Source organism: Sorangium sp. So ce381 (assembly GCF_051473845.1).
Taxonomy (GTDB): domain Bacteria; phylum Myxococcota_A; class Polyangia; order Polyangiales; family Polyangiaceae; genus Sorangium; species Sorangium atrum.
Window position 1 is genome coordinate 7,015,421 of record NZ_CP150336.1, and the last position, 20,079, is coordinate 7,035,499.

Annotated in this window: 13 protein-coding genes; 6 read left to right on the forward strand and 7 right to left on the reverse strand. The window is 68.9% G+C overall.

Annotated elements, in window-relative coordinates; genetic code table 11:
- Window positions 1-2 precede the first annotated feature (2 nt).
- The 6 genes from WMF29_RS26180 to WMF29_RS26205 all read left to right on the forward strand — a co-directional run bounded on the left by WMF29_RS26180 (window position 3) and on the right by WMF29_RS26205 (window position 8,269).
- Window positions 3-662, forward strand: coding sequence for a retron system putative HNH endonuclease (locus WMF29_RS26180; protein ID WP_437322866.1), 660 nt, complete (start codon window positions 3-5; stop codon window positions 660-662).
- Window positions 659-3,568 (forward strand): DUF1156 domain-containing protein, encoded by a 2,910-nt coding sequence (locus WMF29_RS26185; protein ID WP_437322867.1) that lies wholly within the window; start codon window positions 659-661, stop codon window positions 3,566-3,568. Before WMF29_RS26180 ends, WMF29_RS26185 begins: the two co-directional genes overlap by 4 nt.
- Window positions 3,565-4,611, forward strand: coding sequence for an AAA family ATPase (locus WMF29_RS26190; protein WP_437322868.1), 1,047 nt, complete (start codon window positions 3,565-3,567; stop codon window positions 4,609-4,611). The genes WMF29_RS26185 and WMF29_RS26190 overlap by 4 nt, the downstream gene beginning before the upstream one ends.
- A 3-nt stretch (window positions 4,612-4,614) precedes the next feature.
- A complete protein-coding gene (locus tag WMF29_RS26195; RefSeq protein WP_437322869.1) occupies window positions 4,615-5,121 on the forward strand; it encodes a hypothetical protein in 507 nt (168 codons plus the stop codon).
- Window positions 5,118-7,985: an ATP-binding protein gene (locus WMF29_RS26200; RefSeq protein ID WP_437322870.1), complete on the forward strand. Its 2,868-nt coding sequence runs from the start codon at window positions 5,118-5,120 to the stop codon at window positions 7,983-7,985. The genes WMF29_RS26195 and WMF29_RS26200 overlap by 4 nt, the downstream gene beginning before the upstream one ends.
- 107 nt (window positions 7,986-8,092) lie before the next feature.
- Window positions 8,093-8,269, forward strand: coding sequence for a hypothetical protein (locus WMF29_RS26205; RefSeq protein ID WP_437322871.1), 177 nt, complete (start codon window positions 8,093-8,095; stop codon window positions 8,267-8,269).
- Between the two features lie 23 nt (window positions 8,270-8,292).
- Here the strand turns inward: WMF29_RS26205 and WMF29_RS26210 are convergent, their stop codons facing one another.
- The 7 genes from WMF29_RS26210 to WMF29_RS26240 form a co-directional block, all read right to left on the reverse strand.
- Entirely contained in the window at window positions 8,293-10,794 is a 2,502-nt protein-coding gene (locus WMF29_RS26210; protein ID WP_437322872.1) for a hypothetical protein, read from the reverse strand.
- A gap of 21 nt (window positions 10,795-10,815) precedes the next feature.
- A complete protein-coding gene (locus WMF29_RS26215; RefSeq protein ID WP_437322873.1) occupies window positions 10,816-15,117 on the reverse strand; it encodes an RHS repeat-associated core domain-containing protein in 4,302 nt (1,433 codons plus the stop codon).
- A 339-nt stretch (window positions 15,118-15,456) separates the two neighbouring features.
- Entirely contained in the window at window positions 15,457-16,992 is a 1,536-nt protein-coding gene (locus WMF29_RS26220) for a sensor histidine kinase (protein ID WP_437322874.1), read from the reverse strand.
- 12 nt (window positions 16,993-17,004) lie between these two features.
- Window positions 17,005-17,697 (reverse strand): response regulator, encoded by a 693-nt coding sequence (locus WMF29_RS26225; protein ID WP_437322875.1) that lies wholly within the window; start codon window positions 17,695-17,697, stop codon window positions 17,005-17,007.
- Window positions 17,694-18,383, reverse strand: coding sequence for a hypothetical protein (locus tag WMF29_RS26230; RefSeq protein ID WP_437322876.1), 690 nt, complete (start codon window positions 18,381-18,383; stop codon window positions 17,694-17,696). The genes WMF29_RS26225 and WMF29_RS26230 overlap by 4 nt, the downstream gene beginning before the upstream one ends.
- A complete protein-coding gene (locus tag WMF29_RS26235) occupies window positions 18,380-19,318 on the reverse strand; it encodes a hypothetical protein (protein WP_437322877.1) in 939 nt (312 codons plus the stop codon). The genes WMF29_RS26230 and WMF29_RS26235 overlap by 4 nt, the downstream gene beginning before the upstream one ends.
- Entirely contained in the window at window positions 19,315-20,034 is a 720-nt protein-coding gene (locus WMF29_RS26240; protein ID WP_437322878.1) for a hypothetical protein, read from the reverse strand. Before WMF29_RS26240 ends, WMF29_RS26235 begins: the two co-directional genes overlap by 4 nt.
- Window positions 20,035-20,079: the final 45 nt, after the last annotated feature.

A 20,079-nucleotide genomic window follows, 5' to 3' on the forward strand; every position in this document is an offset into this window, starting at 1 on the left:
ACATGCATCGGCTGGATCGCAATGCCGTCCCTGTGCCCTCCTGCTTGAGCGAGGCCTCGCCGGATCGACGTTATGGCAGCCTGGCGGGCTCGGAAAAGGCGGAGATTCGGGCCGCCTTGCAGCGTATCCAGGGGCACAGGTGTGCCTACTGCGAACGCCGCACAGGCGACACACAGAACGATGGACATATCGAGCACTTTCGCAATCAAGCCGGGCATCGGACGCTCGACCTCGATTGGAACAATCTCTTCTGGTCATGCAACGACGAGAAGACGTGCGGAAAGCACAAGGACAAGTGCGATCGGCCCTCGGGGACACAACGCTGCTTCAGCCCGGACGAGCTCATCAACCCGTGCGTGGACGACCCGGAGAAGTTCATCCTGTTCATCATCGACGGCACGGCGCGGCCATGCGAGGGGCTGAGCAGTGCCGAGCAGCAACGTGCCGAAGAGACGCTGCGGGTGTTTCAGCTCGCGGCCTCGCCTTATCTGCGCAAGCTGCGCGAGGACGCAGTGAGGCCCTACATCGGTATCCTGGACGCGCTGCGCTCGGCCGGCCCCGAGCTCTTCACGACATACGTCAGGAGTGAGCTGAGCCGGCTGGACTCGGTCCCATTTGCAACCGCGATCAAGAATTTCTTGGAAGGTATGATCTCCTCATGAGCCATCCCGTTAAATCGCCGAAGAAGCTCATCGAGGTCGCGCTGCCGCTCGATGCGATCAACGCCGCGGCCGCGCGCGAGAAGTCGATCCGCCACGGGCACCCGAGCACGCTGCACCTCTGGTGGGCGCGCCGTCCGCTCGCCGCGGCGCGGGCGGTCATCTTCGCCCAGCTCGTGAACGATCCGGGGTTCCAGCAGGGGAAGGGCTTCCGGTACGGGAAGAACAAGAAGGAGGCGGAGGTCGAGCGGAAGCGGCTCTTCGGGATCCTCGAAGAACTCGTGAAGTGGGAGAACACCACGAACGAGAAGGTGCTCGAGGCCGCGCGCGCCGAGATCCGTCGCTCGTGGCGGGAGGTCTGCGAGCTCAACAAGGATCATCCGCAGGCCGCGGAGCTGTTCAACCCGGACAGGCTGCCGGGGTTGCACGATCCGTTCGCCGGCGGCGGGACGATCCCGCTCGAGGCGCAGCGGCTGGGACTCGTGGCGTTCGCGTCGGACCTGAATCCGGTCGCGGTGCTGATCAACAAGGCAATGATCGAGATCCCGCCCAAGTTCGCGGGGCGCCCGCCGGTGGGGCCTGTACCAGACGGCGAGCAGATGGCCGTGAAGGACTGGCCCGGCGCCACGGGGCTCGCCGAGGACGTGCGGCGCTACGGGGCGTGGATGCGCGCGGAGGCGGAGAAGCGGATCGGGCACCTGTATCCGAAGGTGGAGATCACCGCCGAGATGGCGCGGGAGCGGCCGGACCTGAAGGGGATCGTGGGGAAGAAGCTCACGGTGATTGCGTGGATATGGGCGCGGACGGTAAGAAGTCCGAATCCTGCATTCTCGCATGTGGACGTACCGCTTGCAACGACATTCTCCTTGGCCAACAAGGAGGGCAAGGAAGCATACGTCGAACCGCTTGTCGAAGGCGATAGGTATCGTTTCACTGTGAGGTTGGGCAAGGCGCCCAATGGCGCGGTGGATGGCACAAAATCCAAGGGGCGAGGCGCGAACTTTCGGTGCGTGGTATCGAATGCGGCAATTGACGGCGACTTCATCAAAGCGGAGGCGCAGGCCTCGCGCATGGGTACGCGACTCATGGCCGTTGTCGCCGAAGGCCAGCGGACTCGACTGTACCTGCCACCAACGGACGAAATAGAGCACATCGCAAGAACAGCGCATCCGGAGTGGAAACCAGAAATCGAATTCGCCCACAATTCTAGACACCTCACCCCATGGGCCTATGGACTATCTAGATTCGACTCCTTGTTCACCCCTCGCCAACTCGTCGCACTGACAACCTTCAGCGATCTCATCGACAGCGTTCGCGAGCGCGTAAACCAGGACATGCTTGCGGCGAGCTTCGTCGACGACGGCAAGACCCTGGACGCGGGAGGCACCAGCACAACGGCATACGCAGAAGCGGTCAGCACCTATTTAACGCTTGCGATTGGCAAATTCGCCGAGTCTCTCTCTTCCCTATGCACATGGAGCAACGCACCAAAGAATGAATTGGTAGTAAGCACCTTTCGCCGACAAGCGCTTCCGATGACATGGGACTTCGGAGAGGCGAATCCATTCGCAGAGTCTAGCGGTAGCCTATCTAAGGTTGTCGAAGCAGTGGCGAGAGTTTTATCCATGGCCATTCCTGCAGGGACGCCAGGCGTGAGCGTTCAGATGGCTGCGCAGAAACAAACGTTGAGCTCCAGCAAGTTCGTCTCAACGGATCCGCCATACTACGACAACGTCCCCTATGCCGATCTGTCCGACTATTTCTACGTTTGGCTAAGGCGTAGCATGCGCAGTGTCTTTCCGATGCTCTTCTCGACAGTGACCACGCCCAAGGCGGAGGAGCTTGTCGCCGACCCGTTTCGGCATGGCAGTCGAGAAGCTGCCGAGTTATTTTTCCTCGACGGCATGACTGCGGCAATGCGTTGCCTCGCCACGCAGGGGCATCCAGCCATACCGACAACAATTTACTACGCATTTAAGCAATCTGAAAGCGACAACCAAAGTGGCACCAGCAGCACAGGCTGGGAGACCTTCCTTGACGCGATTATTCGGGCAGGATTGGCGATCTACGGTACATGGCCCATGCGCACCGAGCGTGAAGCTCGCAGCCGAGGCATTGACTCCAACGCCCTCGCCTCCAGCATCATCCTCGTCTGCCGCCCCCGCCCGGCCGACGCTCTCACCGTCTCCCGCCGCGAGTTCCTCCGCGAGCTCAACGCCGTCCTCCCCGACGCCCTCGACGAGATGACCAAGGGCTCCGGCGACGACCGCTCCCCCGTCGCGCCCGTCGACCTCTCCCAGGCCATCATCGGCCCCGGGATGGCCGTCTTCTCGAAGTACGCTGCCGTCCTCGAGGCCGACGGCCGCCCGATGTCGGTCCGCACGGCGCTCCAGCTCATCAACCGCTTCCTCGCCGAGGACGACTTCGATCACGACACGCAGTTCTGCCTCCACTGGCTCGAGCAGCACGGCTGGTCCAGCGGCGCCTACGGCGAGGCCGACGTCCTCGCCCGCGCCAAGGCGACCAGCGTGGGCGGCCTCGCCGATGCGGGCGTGCTCCAGACCAGCAGCGGCAAGGTCCGGTTGCTCCGGCCCAGCGAGTACCCCGCCGCCTGGGACCCCCGCAGCGACACCCGCGTCCCGGTCTGGGAAGCCCTCCACCAGCTCATCCGCGCCCTGCGAAGCGAAGGCGAAAGCGGCGCCGGCCGCCTGCTCGCCGCCGTCAAGCCCAAGAGCGAGGCGATCCGCCAGCTCGCCTACCGGCTCTACACCCTGTGCGAGCGCCGCGGCGAGGCCGAGAGGGCGCGCGCCTACAACGAGCTCATCACCTCTTGGTCCGCCATCGAGGCCGCAGCCAGCGAGGTCCCGGAAACGAAGGACCAGCTCGATCTGTTCGAAGGCAAGACATGATCAGGTCGCTTCATGTCAAGAATTTCACCGTCTTCAGCGAGGCAGATCTCGACTTCGGGCAGCACCTCAACGTGTTCATGGGAGAGAACGGCACCGGGAAGACGCACGCGCTGAAGCTCGCCTACTCCGTCCTCGCGACCAGCTGGGAGGAGGGGCGCAAGCCGAACGCGGCGCCGCCGACCAAGGCCGCACTGCAGACCCGCCTCGCGGACAAGCTCGTCAGCGTGTTCCGCCCGGAGGCCCTGGGACGCCTCGCCCGGCGGAAGCAAGGTCGCGAACGCTGCGACGTGCAGATGATCTGCACCAACGAGGCATGGGACATCTCGTTCGGTTTCGCGACGCAGAGCAAGTCGGACGTATCGATCGGCACGCTCCCCACCGAATGGATCGACGCCGCGCCGGCCTACCTACCGACCCGGGAGCTCCTCACCATCTATCCGGGCTTCGTGTCCGTGTACGAGAACCACTATCTCGAGTTCGACGAGACCTGGCGCGACACCTGCCTCCTCCTTGGCGCGCCGCTCAAGAGGGGCCTCAAGGAGAAGCGCGTCCGGGAGCTCCTTGCCCCTCTGGAGGAGGCGATGGGGGGGGCGATCGAGCTCGACAAGAACGGTCGATTCTACTTTCGCACCGGGAGCGGCCGCATGGAGATGCCGCTCGTCGCGGAGGGCCTCCGCAAGCTCGGGATGCTCGCCCGCCTCATCGCGACAGGGGCCTTGCTCGACAAAGGGTGCCTGTTCTGGGACGAGCCGGAGGCAAACCTCAACCCGCGCATCATCAAGAAGGTTGCCGGCAGCATCGTCGATCTGAGCCTCGGCGGCATCCAGGTGTTCATCGCGACGCACAGCCTGTTCCTGCTGCGCGAGATCGAGATGCTGCTCGCGCGCAAGGAGGGGGAGGTCGACGCGCGCTTCTTCGGGCTGCACCTGTCGGACGCCGGTGTCTCGGTGCAGCAAGGGCCTTCCGTGGACGACATGGGGGCCATCGCCGCGCTCGACGAGGAGCTCGAGCAGTCCGACCGCTTCCTGAGCCCGGAAGGCTGAGCCATGCCGACAGTCGCCGTCGATGGCCTGAGTTTCGAGTTCCCGAGCACCTGGGTGGTGAGCAAGTACGACGAGTGGACGTTCTACCGCACGCAGCTCTCCGCGGTGCGGGACGGGCTCAAGGCGCTCGACCTCCTCGCCGTCGATCCTGACCGGACCGCGTGGCTCATCGAGGTCAAGGACTACCGGATCCACGCGCGCACGAAGCCGTCCGCGCTCGACGACGAGGTCGCGGGCAAGGTCGTGGATACGCTCTCCGCGATGCTTCCGGCGAAGATCAATGCCAACGACGCCGAGGAGGCGGACGTGGCCAAGGCCGTGCTCGGCGCGAAGAAGCTGCGGGTCGTGCTCCATCTGGAGCAACCCAGCAAGCACTCGACGCTGCGACCGCGCGCCATCAATCCCGCGGATGTTCAGCAGGCGCTGCGGCGCCGGCTCAAACCCATCGACGCCCACCCCTTCGTGGCGGAGACGAGCCGCATGGGCTCCCTCGCCTGGAGAGTGACATGACCCCCACAAAGCCCTGGCGCGAAGTCGCGGTCCCCCACCCCGACGTGCTGCAAGGCACGTTTCAGCAATCCGAGTTCGCGGCGGACATCTCCGCCGTGCGTGACGGCAAGGCGTCACACGAGTACCAAAACGCGGCGGCATTCTTCCAGCGCACCTTCATCACGGAGGGCATGCGCCTCCTGCTCACGCAGGTCGCGCAGCGGCTGAACGGCAAGGGCGGCGAGCCCGTCATCCAGCTCCAGACCGCATTCGGCGGCGGCAAGACGCACACGATGCTCGCCGTCTACCACCTCGCCACGCGCCGCGGGCCCCTCAAGGAACTCGCCGGCATCCCCGCGCTGCTCGACCAGGCCGGGCTCATGGATGTGCCAACGGCCCGTGTCGCCGTGCTGGACGGGTCGGCTCGAGGTCCCGCAGAACCCTATACATGCGGGCAAACGCGCATCCATGCCCTCTGGGGCGAGCTCGCGTTCCAGCTCGGCGGCGACGACGGGTACGCCCTCGTCCGTGACTCCGATCTCTCCGGGACCTCGCCCGGCAAGGCGGCGCTGCGCGCCCTGCTGGAGCGGTTCGCACCGTGCGTCGTGCTCGTGGACGAGCTCGTCGCCTATATCCGGCAGTTCTCGGACGCCACACCGCTCGCGGGCGGCACCTACGACAGCAACCTCTCGTTCGCGCAGGCCCTCACCGAAGCGGCGAAGCTCGTGCCGACGGCCATCGTGCTCGCCTCGCTGCCCGAATCGGAGGTCGAGGCGGGCAGCTCGCGGGGCGTGGCCGCCCTGAAGGCGCTCGAGAAGACGTTCGGGCGTGTCCAGGCACTCTGGAAGCCGGTCGCGGCGGAGGAGGCGTTCGAGATCGTCCGCCGCCGTCTCTTCGAGCCCATCCGCGACATGGAGACGCGCAACGCGGTCTGTCGCGCGTTCTCGAACGCCTACGCGGCGGAGGCGAAGCTCCCCTCCGAGACGCATGAGGCCCGTTACCACGACCGGCTGGTGCGGGCCTACCCCATCCACCCGGAGGTCTTCGATAGGCTCTACGAGGACTGGACAACGCTCGAGAGCTTCCAGCGGACGCGCGGCGTCCTGAAGCTCATGGCGCGCGTCATCCATCGGCTATGGCAGGGGCAGAACCAGGATCTCATGATCTTGCCTGGCAGCATCCCGCTCTCCGACAGCGGCACACGCGACGAGCTGATGTATCACCTCCCGCCGGGATGGGATGCCGTCATCGAGCGGGACATCGACGGGTACGACGCGGAGACGGCGGCGCTAGAGCGGAGGGAGCCGCGCTTCGGCGCCGTGAACGCGGCCCACCGCGTCGCCCGGACGGTGTTCCTCGGCAGCGCGCCGTCCTCCGGAAGCACACACAAGGGGATCCGAGGCGTCGAGCGCGCGCGCGTGCTGCTGGGATGCCTCCAGCCCGGACAATCGGCGTCCACGTTCTCCGATGCGCTCAACCGGCTGTGCGACAGGCTGCATTATCTGAACAGCTCCGGAGACAAGGAGCACGACGCCACGCGGTTCTGGTTCGACACCCGAGCGAACCTGCGCCGGGAGATGGAGGACCGGAAGAACCGTTTCGACGATCGCGTGGAGGTGCGCGCTGCGATCGCCGAGGCCCTGAAGAAGCTCGTGGCAGGAGCGAGCCTCTTCGAGGCGGTGCACGTCTTCACGCCGAGCGGCGACATCCCCGACGACAGCGCCCTCCGGCTGGTGGTCTTGCCTGTCGAGAAGGCGTTCAGCAAGCAGGAGGCCAGGACGGCGGAGGCCGAGGTGCTCGAGATCGTGCGCACGAACGGCTCGAAGCCGCGCTACCGAGGCAACCGACTGGTCTTCCTGGCGCCGGACCAGGGCGCGCTCGCCCGCCTGCGCGACTGCGTTCGTACGGCGCTGGCCTGGAATTCGATCGTGGCCGACATCGGGGCGGGGCGGCTGAACATCGATCGCCTCCAGGAACAGCGGGCGAAGGAGGAGCTTCACAAGGCCGGGCAGGCGGTGCCGGGGGCGGCCCGGGAGTGCTTCAGGTGGCTGCTCTGCCCTGTGATGGCGTCGCCCACGGACCGGGAGGGCTCGGTCGAGGCGTACGCGCTCCCCACGAGCAGCGGCACGTTCGCGGACGCGGTGGAGCGGGTGTGCGGAGAGAACGAGCTCGTCATCTCGGTGTGGTCTCCGATCCACCTGCGGAGCAAGCTGCAGGAGCTGTACTGGAAGGAGGCGACCGTCGCGGTGCGCGCGGCCTCGGTCTGGGAGGATATGCAACGCTATCTCTACATGCCCCGGCTGAAGCGTCGCGCGGTGTTCGAGCAGGCGATCGCCACGGGCGCGGGAAGCAGAGACTTCTTCGGCACCGCGTACGGCCAGAGCGGAGACCAGCTGGAAGGCTTCAAGCTGGGTGACGCGAACGTGCAGTTCGACGATACGCTGCTGCTCATCGAGCCCGCGGCGGCCGTGGCGTACGAGTCGGCGCAGCAGAGGCCCGCCTCGGTCCCGCCAAGCGCAGGGGGCGCGCGCGGTCAGGGCGGCCAGAGCGGTGACAGCACGGCCACGGCGGGCGGTGGGAGCAAGACCTCCGGCACCGGCGGCGTAGCCCCACGGCCCGAGCCGGGCGGAGCGCAGCCAAGCCCCGCGGCCTCCCGGCCGAAGGCGTTCTTCGGATCGGTCGACGTGAACGCGACGACCGCGAAGATGAAGCTGGTCTCCATCGCCGAGGAAATCATCGCGGTGCTCGCGGGGGATCCGAACGCGAGCGTGAAGGTCACGGTGGAGATCTCCGCCGAGTTCCCGGCAGGAGCATCGGAACAGACGAGGCGCGCAGTCTGGGAAAACGCGACGGCGCTCGGATTCAAGAGCAAGTCATGGGAGTAGAGGCGTTGTTAGCCGCCACAGCGGCTAGCTCACCGGAGGGCGTCGACGACCGGGGCGGATTCTCGCATGGGGTCATTCCCGGCCCCCCCTGGAGCTAGACTCGGAGCATGGCCGAACCTCTGGAGCCTCCCGCCGAGGAGCGGGACGACAGCCCCTACGACAAGAACGGGGTAGACCGCTCCCTCGTCCGCTGGATGCTCAGCCTGTCCCCTACGGAGCGGCTGGCGCAGGTGCAGGGCGCGATCGATCTGATCATGAGCGTGCGCGAGCCACCCGCGCCCTGACCTGACCTCCGTATCCGGGGGCATCAAGCAGCGGACTCGTGTCGAAGGCCGACGAGCATGCGCCCGAAGTCGCAGAGCGCCGAGGCGCCGCCGAGGCGCAGGATGAGCTGGAGGACGGCCTCGGCGTGGAGGTAGTGCTCCGACGGCAGATAGGCGAAGAGGGCGGGATCGCTGACGTCGATGGTGCGTCGCCACGCGTCGGCGCGTGCGCGCGCCGACCAGATCGCCCGGAGCGCGGCGTCGGGTAGGCTCGCCATTGTGTCGCAGAGCACGCCATCCTTCGCGTCCGGCTGCGCGAGAACGGCGCGCACGGCGGCTTCGATCTCCGACGCGCTGGCCGCGCGCTCGGCCTCGGACAGCGACACCGCCACGCGAGCCCAGCCGCGGAGCCGCTCGTCGGGCGACAGTTCCCCTCCTCCCCCTCCGCCGTCCGCCGGGGCGTCGCTCGGACACTCCGCAGGGTCGCCCGCGCGCGAGGACGGGGCCGCCTCAACCTGCGCTTCGAGCATCGCGCGCACCTCGCGCGGCAACGTCTTCTGCATCCAGGACGTCCACTCGAAGAACTCCGCCCCTTCCTCCAGCGCCCAGCGCAATCCCGGCTCCCACCGGGACGCGGGCAGCATGGCCCACACGGGGTCGGGAATGGCCATCAGCCGATCGCCCGCCTGTGTCCTGCCGATTTGGCCTTCCGCAACCGCGTCGAGCACCCTCCCAGCGAGCGGCACGGCGCGCTCCGCCGGCACCAGCGGCAACACCGCCGCGATCGCCTCGACACGATCCTCTTCGTCGAGGTCGTCGCCCCCTTCCACCGCGGCCAGCGTCTCTTCGATGAGCGCCGCGCGCGGGTCGCCCTCGGCGAGCGTCGCAGCGGTGAAGATCCCCCTCAGCCGCACACGCCCGGCGCGCGCACGCACCTCGTCGAGGTAGAATGAGAGGAGAACGCCGCGCGGCGCGCCGTCGGCGAGCTGCGCGGCGCGCTCGAGCGTGTAAAGAATCTCCACGCTGACCGGCCGCTCGTAGCGCGCGAGCTCCGCCCGCAGGTGCTCCCGTTGCTCCTCCGGGGAGAATAGCTCGGCGAATCCGGGGGAGTCGTAGAGCACCCCGCCGCTCCGCAGCAATGCCCGCGCGAGCCGGGCGCGCCGCTCGCCCTGGAGCGTGCGCGCGAACTCCATCACAAGCGCAAGCTCGTCGCCAGCCGCGTGGTGCTCGGCGAAGTCCAGCAACGTGCCGAAGCCTCGATCCGTGGCGATCGCCGCTGCGTGCTTGGGGCCGAACAGCAGCCACCCAAGCCGCGACTCCACCGCTTCGACAGGTGGTGTCGTCCCACGCTCTTCGGCCGCAATCGCCGCTTGCGCCATGCGCCCGCCCAGCGCCGCGCGTTCGCCCTCCGTGAGCGATGGTGCGTGGTCCACTGCCCAGTCCGCAACCCACTCGAGCGCGTCCGAGGCGGCGTCGCCGAGCGGCTCTATCCGGCGAAACGCCTCGTGGAACAGCGCCGATACACGCGGCTCTCCGAGGTGCTCCGCGACGCGCAGGAGGGCGTCTGCACCCACGATCGGATCCCCCTCGCCGCGCGCGCACGCGATCGCCTCGTCCGCGAGCGCCGGACACACCGCCACGACGTCCGCGAGCGCCGCGGGCAAATACCGGCTCGTCCGGGCCCGCTCAAGCGCGAGCCGCGCGAGCCGCGCGCGCGACTCGCCCGGGTGCTCGCACGCCACGGACAGCAAGTCATCGACGTCCTCGAGCCCCTGGCACTCGGCCTCCGATGTCTCGAGCATCCCTGCGCTCACGAAGGCGTGTGCCGCACGCTTGCGCGCCCAGAGCCCGCCGGGCGACCCCTCCTCCGCCCCTCCGGCCTCCAGCGCCGCGCGCAGCCGTACGATCTCGCCGCGTGCCCGCTCGCGATCTCGAGCCGGCACGAGCGGCAGGAGATCGCACCACGCGAGGAGCGCCACGACGGGCTTCGCCCCGGGGATCCACGCTTCGAACTCCGACAGGGCGCGCGCGATCTCCGCCGCAGAAAGATACGGTGAGCACGATCGCAGCGCCTCCCCGCGGCGCGCGCTCAGCGCGCGGATCGCATCGAGCGCGGCGTCCTGCTGTCCGGCACGCGCGAGCCGTACAGCGACCGCGGCCACCGCCCCCTCGTCGACGAACCATCCCGATCCATCGCCTGGCTGAGGCCGCCCGATGAGCGAAAGCACGGCGCCGAGCGAGGCATCGGGAAATACCCCGAGGTGGTGGAGCACGAACGCGTGACGGCTTGCGAAGTCCACGCACCGGAGCCGCTCGACCGCTTCCTCGGCGCTCCACGACCCGAACTCCAGCGCCTTGGCGCGCAGAATGAAGGGGATCGCCCTCTCAGCCCAGGACGCCCGCTCCGCGATCTCCCTCGCACGGAGCTGCCGTATCATCGCCTCGGCGCGCGCCCGCTCGGCCTCGGCCTCATCGAACGACCGGTCTGCGAGGCGCCACTCGTCGAGCGAGCGTGCTAGCACATCTTTACCTGCCGAGATCTCCATGGGCGATTGCCTCCCGCGCGCCTACTTCTTCCGCTGGTGCTTGTCACGCGGGCCGATGTAGTTGCCCTGCTCGTCGTAATATGGATTGCCGCCGGAGCCCCCTCCTCCGCCGCCACCGCCGTCTCCCGGCCCCGGCCAGGCGCCCTTGGGTCCTTCCGGCGGATAGCCGCCTGGGGGCGGGTTTTCCGGCGGGTAGTACACCCCCTGGTTCTTTCCGGTCCTCGGATCTCGCTGCGTGACCTGCTTTCCATCTCCGTCGGTACGAGGCACGACGGCTGTCTCCGACGTCTCCGTCCTGGGGCTCCCCTGGCCATGCACCTTCTTGCCGTCCCACGGCGCATTATCGTGGTACACGCCGCCAGTGGCCTTTGGCTGCTCCTTGCCCTTTCTGACGTCCTTGTTCGGGTCCGCGTTGATATTGTCCGGGTGAATGCCAAGCTCGCGGAACACCTGCGCGCAGAACTTGCACGGCGGGATCGGGTTCCCTTCCTTGTCGTATGCCTGGATCTTCGCTCCCTTCCGGTACTGCTCGCGCAGTTCGTTGCGGACCTTGGCGTTTTGCTCCTCTTTCGAGAGCTTGTCCCACCCGGGCTTCTTCTGAAGATCGCCTCGGATCTCCTTCGCCTGCCTATCGAGCGCCTCGATCTCGGCGCACTTGCCCGCCGTGTTAGGGAGCCTCTCCTTGCTAGGATCCTTCAGCTTCCTGGTCTTCGGATCCTCCTCGGTGAACTTGCCCTTCGCGTTGTCGACCGCCTCCTGAATGGCAGGGTCGTACTTGGGGTTTCCTTGCGCATCGCGCGGTTTGTCGGGTTCATGCGGTGGTCGTGGCTGGCCTTCGGAATAGCCCCAGGTTTCCTTCTTCCTGTCGGCGCCCGGCTGATCCCAGATCTTGGCCTTGGCCATCAATCCTAGCGGATCGACGAATCGTGTAGGCTGACTTTCGGCATAGGCAAAGGCGTTGAATCCTGAGATCAACCCCACGGGATCGGCGCTGATGTAGCGCCCAGCCTCCGGATCATAGTACCGGTGCCGATTGTAAAACAGGCCGGTCTCTTCATCGTGATACTGGCCCTGATAGCCGAGCGGTGTGGTCGTGACGGCGCCGGGCGCGACCTCGAACCGTCCCCAGGCGCTACGCCGGATCTCGCAGACAACCGACCCGTCGGACGACACCAGCTTCTCCGGCGTACCGATATCGTCGGTCAGGTAGTGGTAATAGCCGCTCGCTGTTCGATGCCCACGCTCGACGCGCACATCCTTGTGCGCCCATGGGAAGCCCCGGTCGTCGTAGCAGTATGTCCGCTCTTCTACGACCGGGGCGTCGTGGCCAAACATACGCTGGGTGATCTCGTGCACGAGCTCATCGCCGTCCCACACGTACCGCGTGGTCGATTCAACGGACGGCTGCGCGCCGGGCGAAACACGGACCACCGTCTTTTGGACCCGCCGGGCGAACGGATCATAGGCGAAGGTGATGCGCACGCCGTCTGAGCGCTCCACGGCCTCGAGCAGGCCGTTCGCTGCCCAGCAATAGCGGACGGTGTGCTCGCCGTCGCCCGCGGCAGCGCGCACCTGAACGAGGCGAGCGTCGTCGTCAAAGGTGTAGTGCTTGCCACCGCGCTGCACGAGACGATTGCCCTGTCCGTATTGCCGCTCGACTCCATACCGCTCGTATAGGTTTCCGGTTGCGTCGTAGGCGAAGCGCTCGATGTTCCGCTCGTCGGTGCCGGCGGCGACCAGGCGCCCCACGGCGTCGTGCTCGAAGCGCCGCGAGCCGGAGGCACGATCGTACGCCTCCAGGAGCTCGGAAGCCGGAGAGTACCGGTACGCCTGCTCCACGGTCGGCGCTCCGGCTGGAGCGGCATGCCATGCAGGCTGCCCCAGCGTGGGTCTGCTCTCCGTGGTCACGCGACGCTGCACGAGACGATCACGCTCGTCGTAGGCCGCGTCGATCCGGCCGCCGGCGGGCAAAAGGCGCGCGACCTCGCGGCCGAGCACGTCATGGATCGGCTGAATCTCCTCGAGTTCGTCGAGCACCGCGCTCGTGCACTGACCCATGATGTCGCGGTGCCAGACCTGGGAGTGGCCCAGCGACGTCGAGCGCCGTACAACGTTCCCAACGAGATCGCGCTCGACGTCGATAACGACGGTCTGCCCGTTGACCGTCTGGCTCTCGCGCACGACCCACCCCAGCGCGTTCCTCTTATACTCGAATGCGCCGCTCGGTCCGTCCGCCCACACAACCCGACCGAGCTCGTCGTACTCGAATTTCTCTACCCGATCATCGTCGTAGCGTTGCTCGATGAGCTGGCCCGCCAGATCGTACTCGTACCAGGTCTTCTGGCGAAGCCCGTTCTCGGCCATGATGAGCCGACCCTCGGAGTCGTACTTGTAATGCAGCTGCCGGCCGTCGAACGTACGCTCGGAGAGGACCATGCCGGCTAGATTCAAGCTGATGGAGTGGACCTCTCCCTTCGGGTTGATCACTTCCACAAGCCGGCCCTCGCGGTCGTACTTCATCCGCGTCGTCGACCCGTCCGCCTCATGTATCTCGCAGAGCTTGCGGAACCCGCCATGCACATAGCGTGTGATGCGCCCGTTCTCGCCCATCACGCTCGTCCGCTGCCGGATGCCGTCGTACTCGTACCGGACAACGCTGCCGTCCGGTTTGCGCTCGGAGAGCAGATCGCCCCGCACACTGTAGGCGTAGTAAAACGTGGCACCGGTCGGGTCCTGCTTGGCCGTGCACCGGCCCCAGTAGTCGTAAGCCCAGCGGGTGACGTGACCGAGCGCGTCGACCGTCTCCACCAAGTTGCCGTGGCTGTCGTGGCGGTACTGAGTGCGTCCCCCGTTCGGACCGATCGTCTCCACGACGAGACCACGGTCGTCGAAGCGGCTCTCGAACGACGCGCCGATCGGATCGGTCCAGGCGATACCTCCGGCAAAGCGCACCACGCTGGTCACTCCGCCAGCGGCGTCGACTCTCCGGCGGATGTGCCCGTCCGCATCGCGCTCGTAAGTCGTCGAGCGGCCGAGCGGGTCGATCTCCTGGACTACGCGGCCGCGGGGGTCTAGCTTCCACTGGGTCGTCGCGCCGAGCGAGTCGGTGTACGAGACGAGATTCCCGCCCTCGTCATACCGGCGCTCGACCACCGCGCCAGCCGAGACGGCCTTGTCAAGCTTGCCGTGCTCGTTCCCGAAGTACCGGTGAATGGTGATAGAGTCGATCGCCTCGGAGTAGCCGTTCCCATCGTAAATGAACTTGCAGTGATAGATCCCTTTCGCACGGGTCTCGCCGTCAGCCAGGAGCGCGGGAACGCCGGCCGAGAGGCTCCTGTCCTCGGCGCCTTCGTACGCTCCCCACGTCTCTACGCAGCGCTTCTGCTCGTCGTAACGGAAATGGAAGGTGAGGCCGACGGGCGAGGTATGCGCGAGCAAGAAGTGGTCTTCGTCGTAGGCGTACCGGGTGACGTAATCCTCCGCGTCGCGCGCCTCGATCAGGTTGCCGCGCTCGTCGTAGGCGAAGCGGCCGAGGGCGACCCAGCGGCCCTGTTCCGGCGCGTTCTTCAGCTCCCACGCAGCGATGCGGCCGTCGTCATCGCGGCGAACCCTCACGACCCGTCCGACGCTGTCGTGCACCTCAGCGAGCCGCCCGCCGGCGTAGACGAGTGAGATGGTCTGGTCGAAGGTATCGCGGATGGCCGACAGGAGCCATCGCTCCTCATGGCGCGCCTCGAATACGAGCCACCTGCCCTCACCGGTGTCGAGCACGAAGCCCTTTGCGCCGCGCACGAGAACCATCCCTTCGGGCCCTGTCGTGCCTTCGCCCTCCTCGATGAGGTCGAACTCCAGGCCGAGGCCCTGGTCGCTCCACACGGTGATGGATCGCCGGCCGATCTCGACGTCCCACGCCAGCGAGTGGCACCACCCGAAGCCGAGGCCGACGTCGCGCTCGGTCGACGTGGAGTAGTAGGCGCGCGCGATTTCGAGCGGGAGCGGGCCCGGAAGATCGACGTCGAGCACGGGATTCGTGAAGACGTTTCCCGTGACGACATCGACCGGATCGCCCTTGGAGGCCTTGCCGCTCTTCTTGCCTTTGTGGTGCTTCGGGCATGAGCCGCCATTAGGATCACCGGTCCCATTGCCGCACGCGCCCTTGCCGCCGCCGCCCGCGCCCTTGCCGCCGTTCTTACCCTTGGCCTTCTGGTTGCCCTTCCCGCCCTTGCCGCCGCTGCCCCCTCCGCCTCCGCCGCCGCCGAGGACGAAAACGCCGGGGTTCATCCCGGGAATCGCAGGGATATTGGGGACAGGTGCCGTGCGCATGCGCTCCCGCTTACGGCAGCACGCGCCGTGCGTCAAACCACCCGCCGGCGCGCGAACCCGAGCCGCAAGGCTGCACCCCCCGCAGATCTTCGGTACGGAACTGGCTTGCGTCCGGTCTCGATCCGTCGAGTGCGCGCCGCGTATCGCCGGGAGGCTTTCTTAGCCCCTGTCTCCGCCCCGCTGTCGACGAGCGCCAGGCACGTGGACCAAACGACGTGGGCAGCGTCGAACCGTTCCCCACCCAAGGATCGGCTCGACCGGGAATGGGAAAGCCGCCGGATGCCGCTCGCGAATGCGCGTCCTCGCGGCGCGGCACGAGCATCCCTTCCCCGCCCCCTCCTACTGCCGCACCGGCAGCTCCACCACGAAGCTCGCCCCCTCCCCCGGCGCGCTCTCCACGGTCACCGCCCCGCCGTGCGCCTCGACGACGCTCTTCACGATCGCCAGCCCCAGCCCCGTCCCGTCGCGGCCCTCGTCGGTCGTGAAGAACCTGTCGAAGATCCTCGGCAAGTGCTGCGGCGGAACCCCCGGCCCCCTATCGCGCACCGAGATCCTCGCCGTCCTCTCCCCTTCCCGCCCCTCCCCGCCCTCGACGGTCACCACCACCGGCTCCCCCGGCGGCGAGAACTTCACCGCGTTGTCCACGAGGTTCAAGAGCGCCGTCTCCAGGTCCGTCTGCCGCGCCCGGAGCAGCCGCGTCGGCATCTCGTACCGCAGCACCACCGGCTGCCCGGGGCTCGCGCGCCGCTCCACGACGCGCGCCACCAGCGCCTCCAGATCGAGCACCGTCATCGCCTCGCTCGAGGCCTCGATCCGGCTCAGCTCCAGCAGCCGCGACACGAGCCGGTCGAGCCGCGCCACGTCGAGCTCGATGTTCCGCAGGAAGCGCCGCCGCGCCTCGAGATCGTCCGCCGCCCCCTCGTCGAGCAGCTCGGCGGCGCCCCGGATCGACGTCAGCGGCGACTTGAACTCGTGCGCCACGTCGGCCGCGAAATCCGAGATGTACCGCAGCCTCGCCCCCAGCCGCTCGTTCATCGCGGCGAACGACTCGCCGAGCTCGCGGATCTCGCCGGTCCCCGACACGGGCACCACGACGTCGCGCTCGCCGGCCGCGATCCGCTTCGCCGCGCGCGACAGCTTGCCGAGCGGCCTCGAGATCGACCACGCGAGCGCCAGCGTGACGAGGCCGGTGAACAGGCTCGCGACCACGAGGACCTTGGTGAGTCCCGAGCGGATCCGGTAGAGCTCGACGAGCACCGGCTGCGTGGAGCGGACCACGTAGACCGCGCCGACCACCTGGCCGCCCCACCGGATCGGCTCGGCCAGGAACAGGAACACCGCCAGCTCCTGCTGCCGGACACGCGTCCGCGCCGCGCGGCGCCCGGCGAGCGCCTCGCGCACCTCCGGACGATCCGGGACCTCGGACCAGCGCTCGCGCGCGCCCTTTCCGATCGGCTGCACGTTGTCGGCGAGCTCCCGGAAGTCCGCCGAGCTCGGGCGACGGCCTGCCGTCGGCATGAGCGCGGGGGCCGCCGGCTCGGGCCCCTCGGGCGGGCCGTTCTCGTGCGAGTCCACGACGACCGCGCCCGCCCTGTCGAGGATCCGGACGCGCGTGCGCGTGTGCGTCGCAGCCTGGGTCAAGACGTAGCGGTGATCGAGCGCGCCAAGCTCGACACCCCGGTCGAGATCCGACCCGAGCATCGCCGCGACCAGGACCGCCTGGTTCGCCATGTCGCGCTCCAGCGAGCCGAGCAGCTGCCGCTCGTAGAGGCGCGCGAACTCGAGCCCCGCCACCGGCACGAGCAGCACCACCAGGTTCACGACCAGCAGCCGGACGCGGATCCGGCCGAGCTCCCAGCGCAGGCGCTCGATCATGGCGAGACCCGGTTACGCCCCCTGCAGCTTGTAGCCGACGCCGTGGACGGTCGCGATCGGATCGCCGCCAAGCACGCGGAACTTCGCGCGAATCCGGCGAACGTGCGTGTCGATGGTGCGCTCCGTGATCAGGTTGTCGTAGCGGTAGGCCCGCTGCATGAGCTGCCCGCGCGAGAGCACCACCCCGGGCCGCTCGAGCAGCGCGCCGAGCACGCCGAGCTCCGTCGCCGTGAGCGACACCGGCTGGCCGAGATACCGCGCCTCGTGACGCTCGGTGTCGACCTCGATCGGGCCGTGGCGGAGGACCGCGGCGCGCGCGTCCACCGGCGCGGGCGGGGGCGCCTCGGTCCGGCGGAGCAGCGCGCGCACACGCGCCACGAGCTCGCGCGGCGAGAACGGCTTCGTGAGGTAGTCGTCGCCGCCGAGCTCCAGGCCGACGATCCTGTCGACCTCGTCGGCGCGCGCCGACAGGAACAGGATCGGCGTCCTGCTCCCGGCGCGCAGCCGCCGGCACACCTCGAGGCCGTCGAGCTCGGGGAGCATCACGTCGAGCACCACGAGGTCCACCGTGCCCGCCCCCGCCGCCTCGACGGCGGCGCGCCCGTCGGCCACCGCCGTCACGGCGTACCCCTCCTTTTGCAGGGCGTAGAGCAGCACCTCGCGGATGCGCGCCTCATCGTCGACGACCAGGATGTGCTTGCTCACGTCGCGATCGGTCCCTCTGTTCCGGCGCCGTGCGCGTCGATCGCCGCGCCGAGGCCCTCCACGCGCGCCCAGACCTCGGACACGATACCACCGACGCCCTCGACCGAGGATCCGGCGAAGCGCGCCAGCACGAGCTGCGTGCGCAGCGCCTGGACGAGATCCGCGAGCTCCTCGAGGGCGCGGGCGTCGCGGTCGCGCATCGCCCGCAGGCGCCGGATGTTCTCGAGGTGGAGGTGCGCCGTCGCCAGCGACCGCGCGCCCGCGCCGCCGCCCCGCTCGATCTCCGCGACGCGCGCCGCGGCGGCGCCCTCGTCGAAGCCGCTCTGGCGCAGCAGCGCGTCGAGCTCCGCGTGCCGGGCGGCGGCGCGCGCCACCTCGGCCTCGATCCGCGAGGCCGCCTCGCGCGACAGGAGCGCCTCGAACGAGGTGCCGGCGCAGGCGCTGACCCCCTCGCGCAGCGCGCCCTGGACGCGAGCGGCGGCCTCGCCAGCGGCGCCGCTCACGCGCTCGCCTCCCTCCCCGCGGCCCGCCGTGAGCGCGATGGGCGCCCAGATAGGCCAGAGCGGCACGCAGAGCGCCGCGGAGAGGGCGGCGCGGCGGCGTCCTTCGGGGGAAGCGCGGTACACCGCGACGGCGCACGCGAGCCCAGCGATCAGGTACAGCACCGAGAGATCGCGGAGGCTCATTGCGCCTCCTTCACCCGGTCGCCGCGCTCGGCGCCCCGATCGAGGCCGTCCAGGCCCGCGCCGTCCACCGACCGGATCTCCCGCCGGGTCGCGCCATCCGCCGGCGGGACCTCCCGCCGGGTCGCGCCGTCCGCCGACGGGATCTCCCGCCGGGTCGCGCCATCCGCCGGCGGGACCTCCCGCACGGTCGCGCCGTCCGCCGGAGGGTCATCGACCGGAGCCACGCCATCGCGCCAGGGTCCCTCCCATGGGCGCAGCCCGCCGTGCGAGCGCAGATCGTCGTCGTAGGTGAGCGCGGAGCGGAAGCTCCTCACGAGCGCGTCGGAGAAGCTCCCCTCGCGGGCGCGCAGGAACGGGACCTCCTTCTCGCTCGGCCGCCCGAGGTAGGGCCGGAGGATCCACGCGGCCTGGCCGCCGACAGCGAAGAAGACCGCCATGAAAGCGGCCGCGGTGAGCCAGCGGCCCCGGCCCGCGCCGATGCCCCGCACGAGCACGCCGAGCGCCGCGAGGCCCGCGACGGCGTAGGCGAGCCAGGCGGCGACCGACGACGCGTGGTAGCCGAGCCCCACGTCGATGGCCAGCCAGAGCACGGGCGCGAACGCGAGCAGCACCAGCGACGAGCGGCCCGCCGACGCGAGCGCGAGGGCGATGACGGACCGCATGGGCCACGGGCGCCCGAGCACGGCCGAGAACGCGTGGAGCGCCGGGACCGACAGCGCGAGCGTGATCAGCATCGCCAGCGGCACCTTGACGGCCGCAAAGACGATCTGCTCGCTGCCGCGGAAGCTCCCGATCACGCCGCCGAACACGGCCGAGCCGAGGGCAATCGCGCCGAGCGACGCGAGCGCGATGGCGCGGATGTCCCTGTCTTCTCGGCAGCTCGCGGCCACCTCGGAGGGCGCCCGGAGGAGACGGCTCAGGACGGAGGCGCTCACAGGGCACCCCCCTTCAGGATCGGGAGCATCCCCCACCACACGCGCAGCGCGAGCACCACGGCGAACGCCGCGAACACGACGAGCGCCGCGGTCGACCGGGACACGCCGGCGAGACCGCCCTCGCGCTGGAGCACCGCGCCGAGGTCGCGCAGCAGGATGCAGATGCCGACGGCGCCGCCCACCGCGAGGCCGAGCAGCCCCATGAGCGCCGCGGTCGCGTCCGCCCCGCTCGTCACGACGAAGAGCGCCGAGGCGGGCGCGAGGCCGCCGAGCACGAGGCCCGTCGCAGCGGCGGCGCGCGCCGTCGCCGACAGCGCGCGCGGCGGGTCGAGCGGCGCGTCGAAGAGCGTCAGCACGATCGTGAGCGCCGGAACGCCGACGCAGGCGACGGCGATCATCGCCGCAGGGACGCCGGCCGCGTGGCGGACGAACGACACCCCGCCCTGCCGCGCGCCGAGCGAGAGGCCGTACAGCGAGGCAAGGCCGAGGCCGACGCCGAACCGGGACAGCTCCTCACGGAACGAGACCGAAGGCCGCTCCGCCAGGAGGGCAGCCGTCCAGCTGCGGTGTCCGGCGCCTCCGGTCGGCTCCGCGGCGGGGCGGGGCACGGGGGCCGCGGGGGCGTCGTCTCGACGCGCCGCGGGCTCTTCTGCGCCGGCGTCCGTGCCGGCCTCGGGCGATGACGTTACGGGGAGACAGGTAGCTTGCGCCTGCACGAGGACCTCCATCGGGGTGAGCGCTGCGCGGCCTGGTCACGGCCG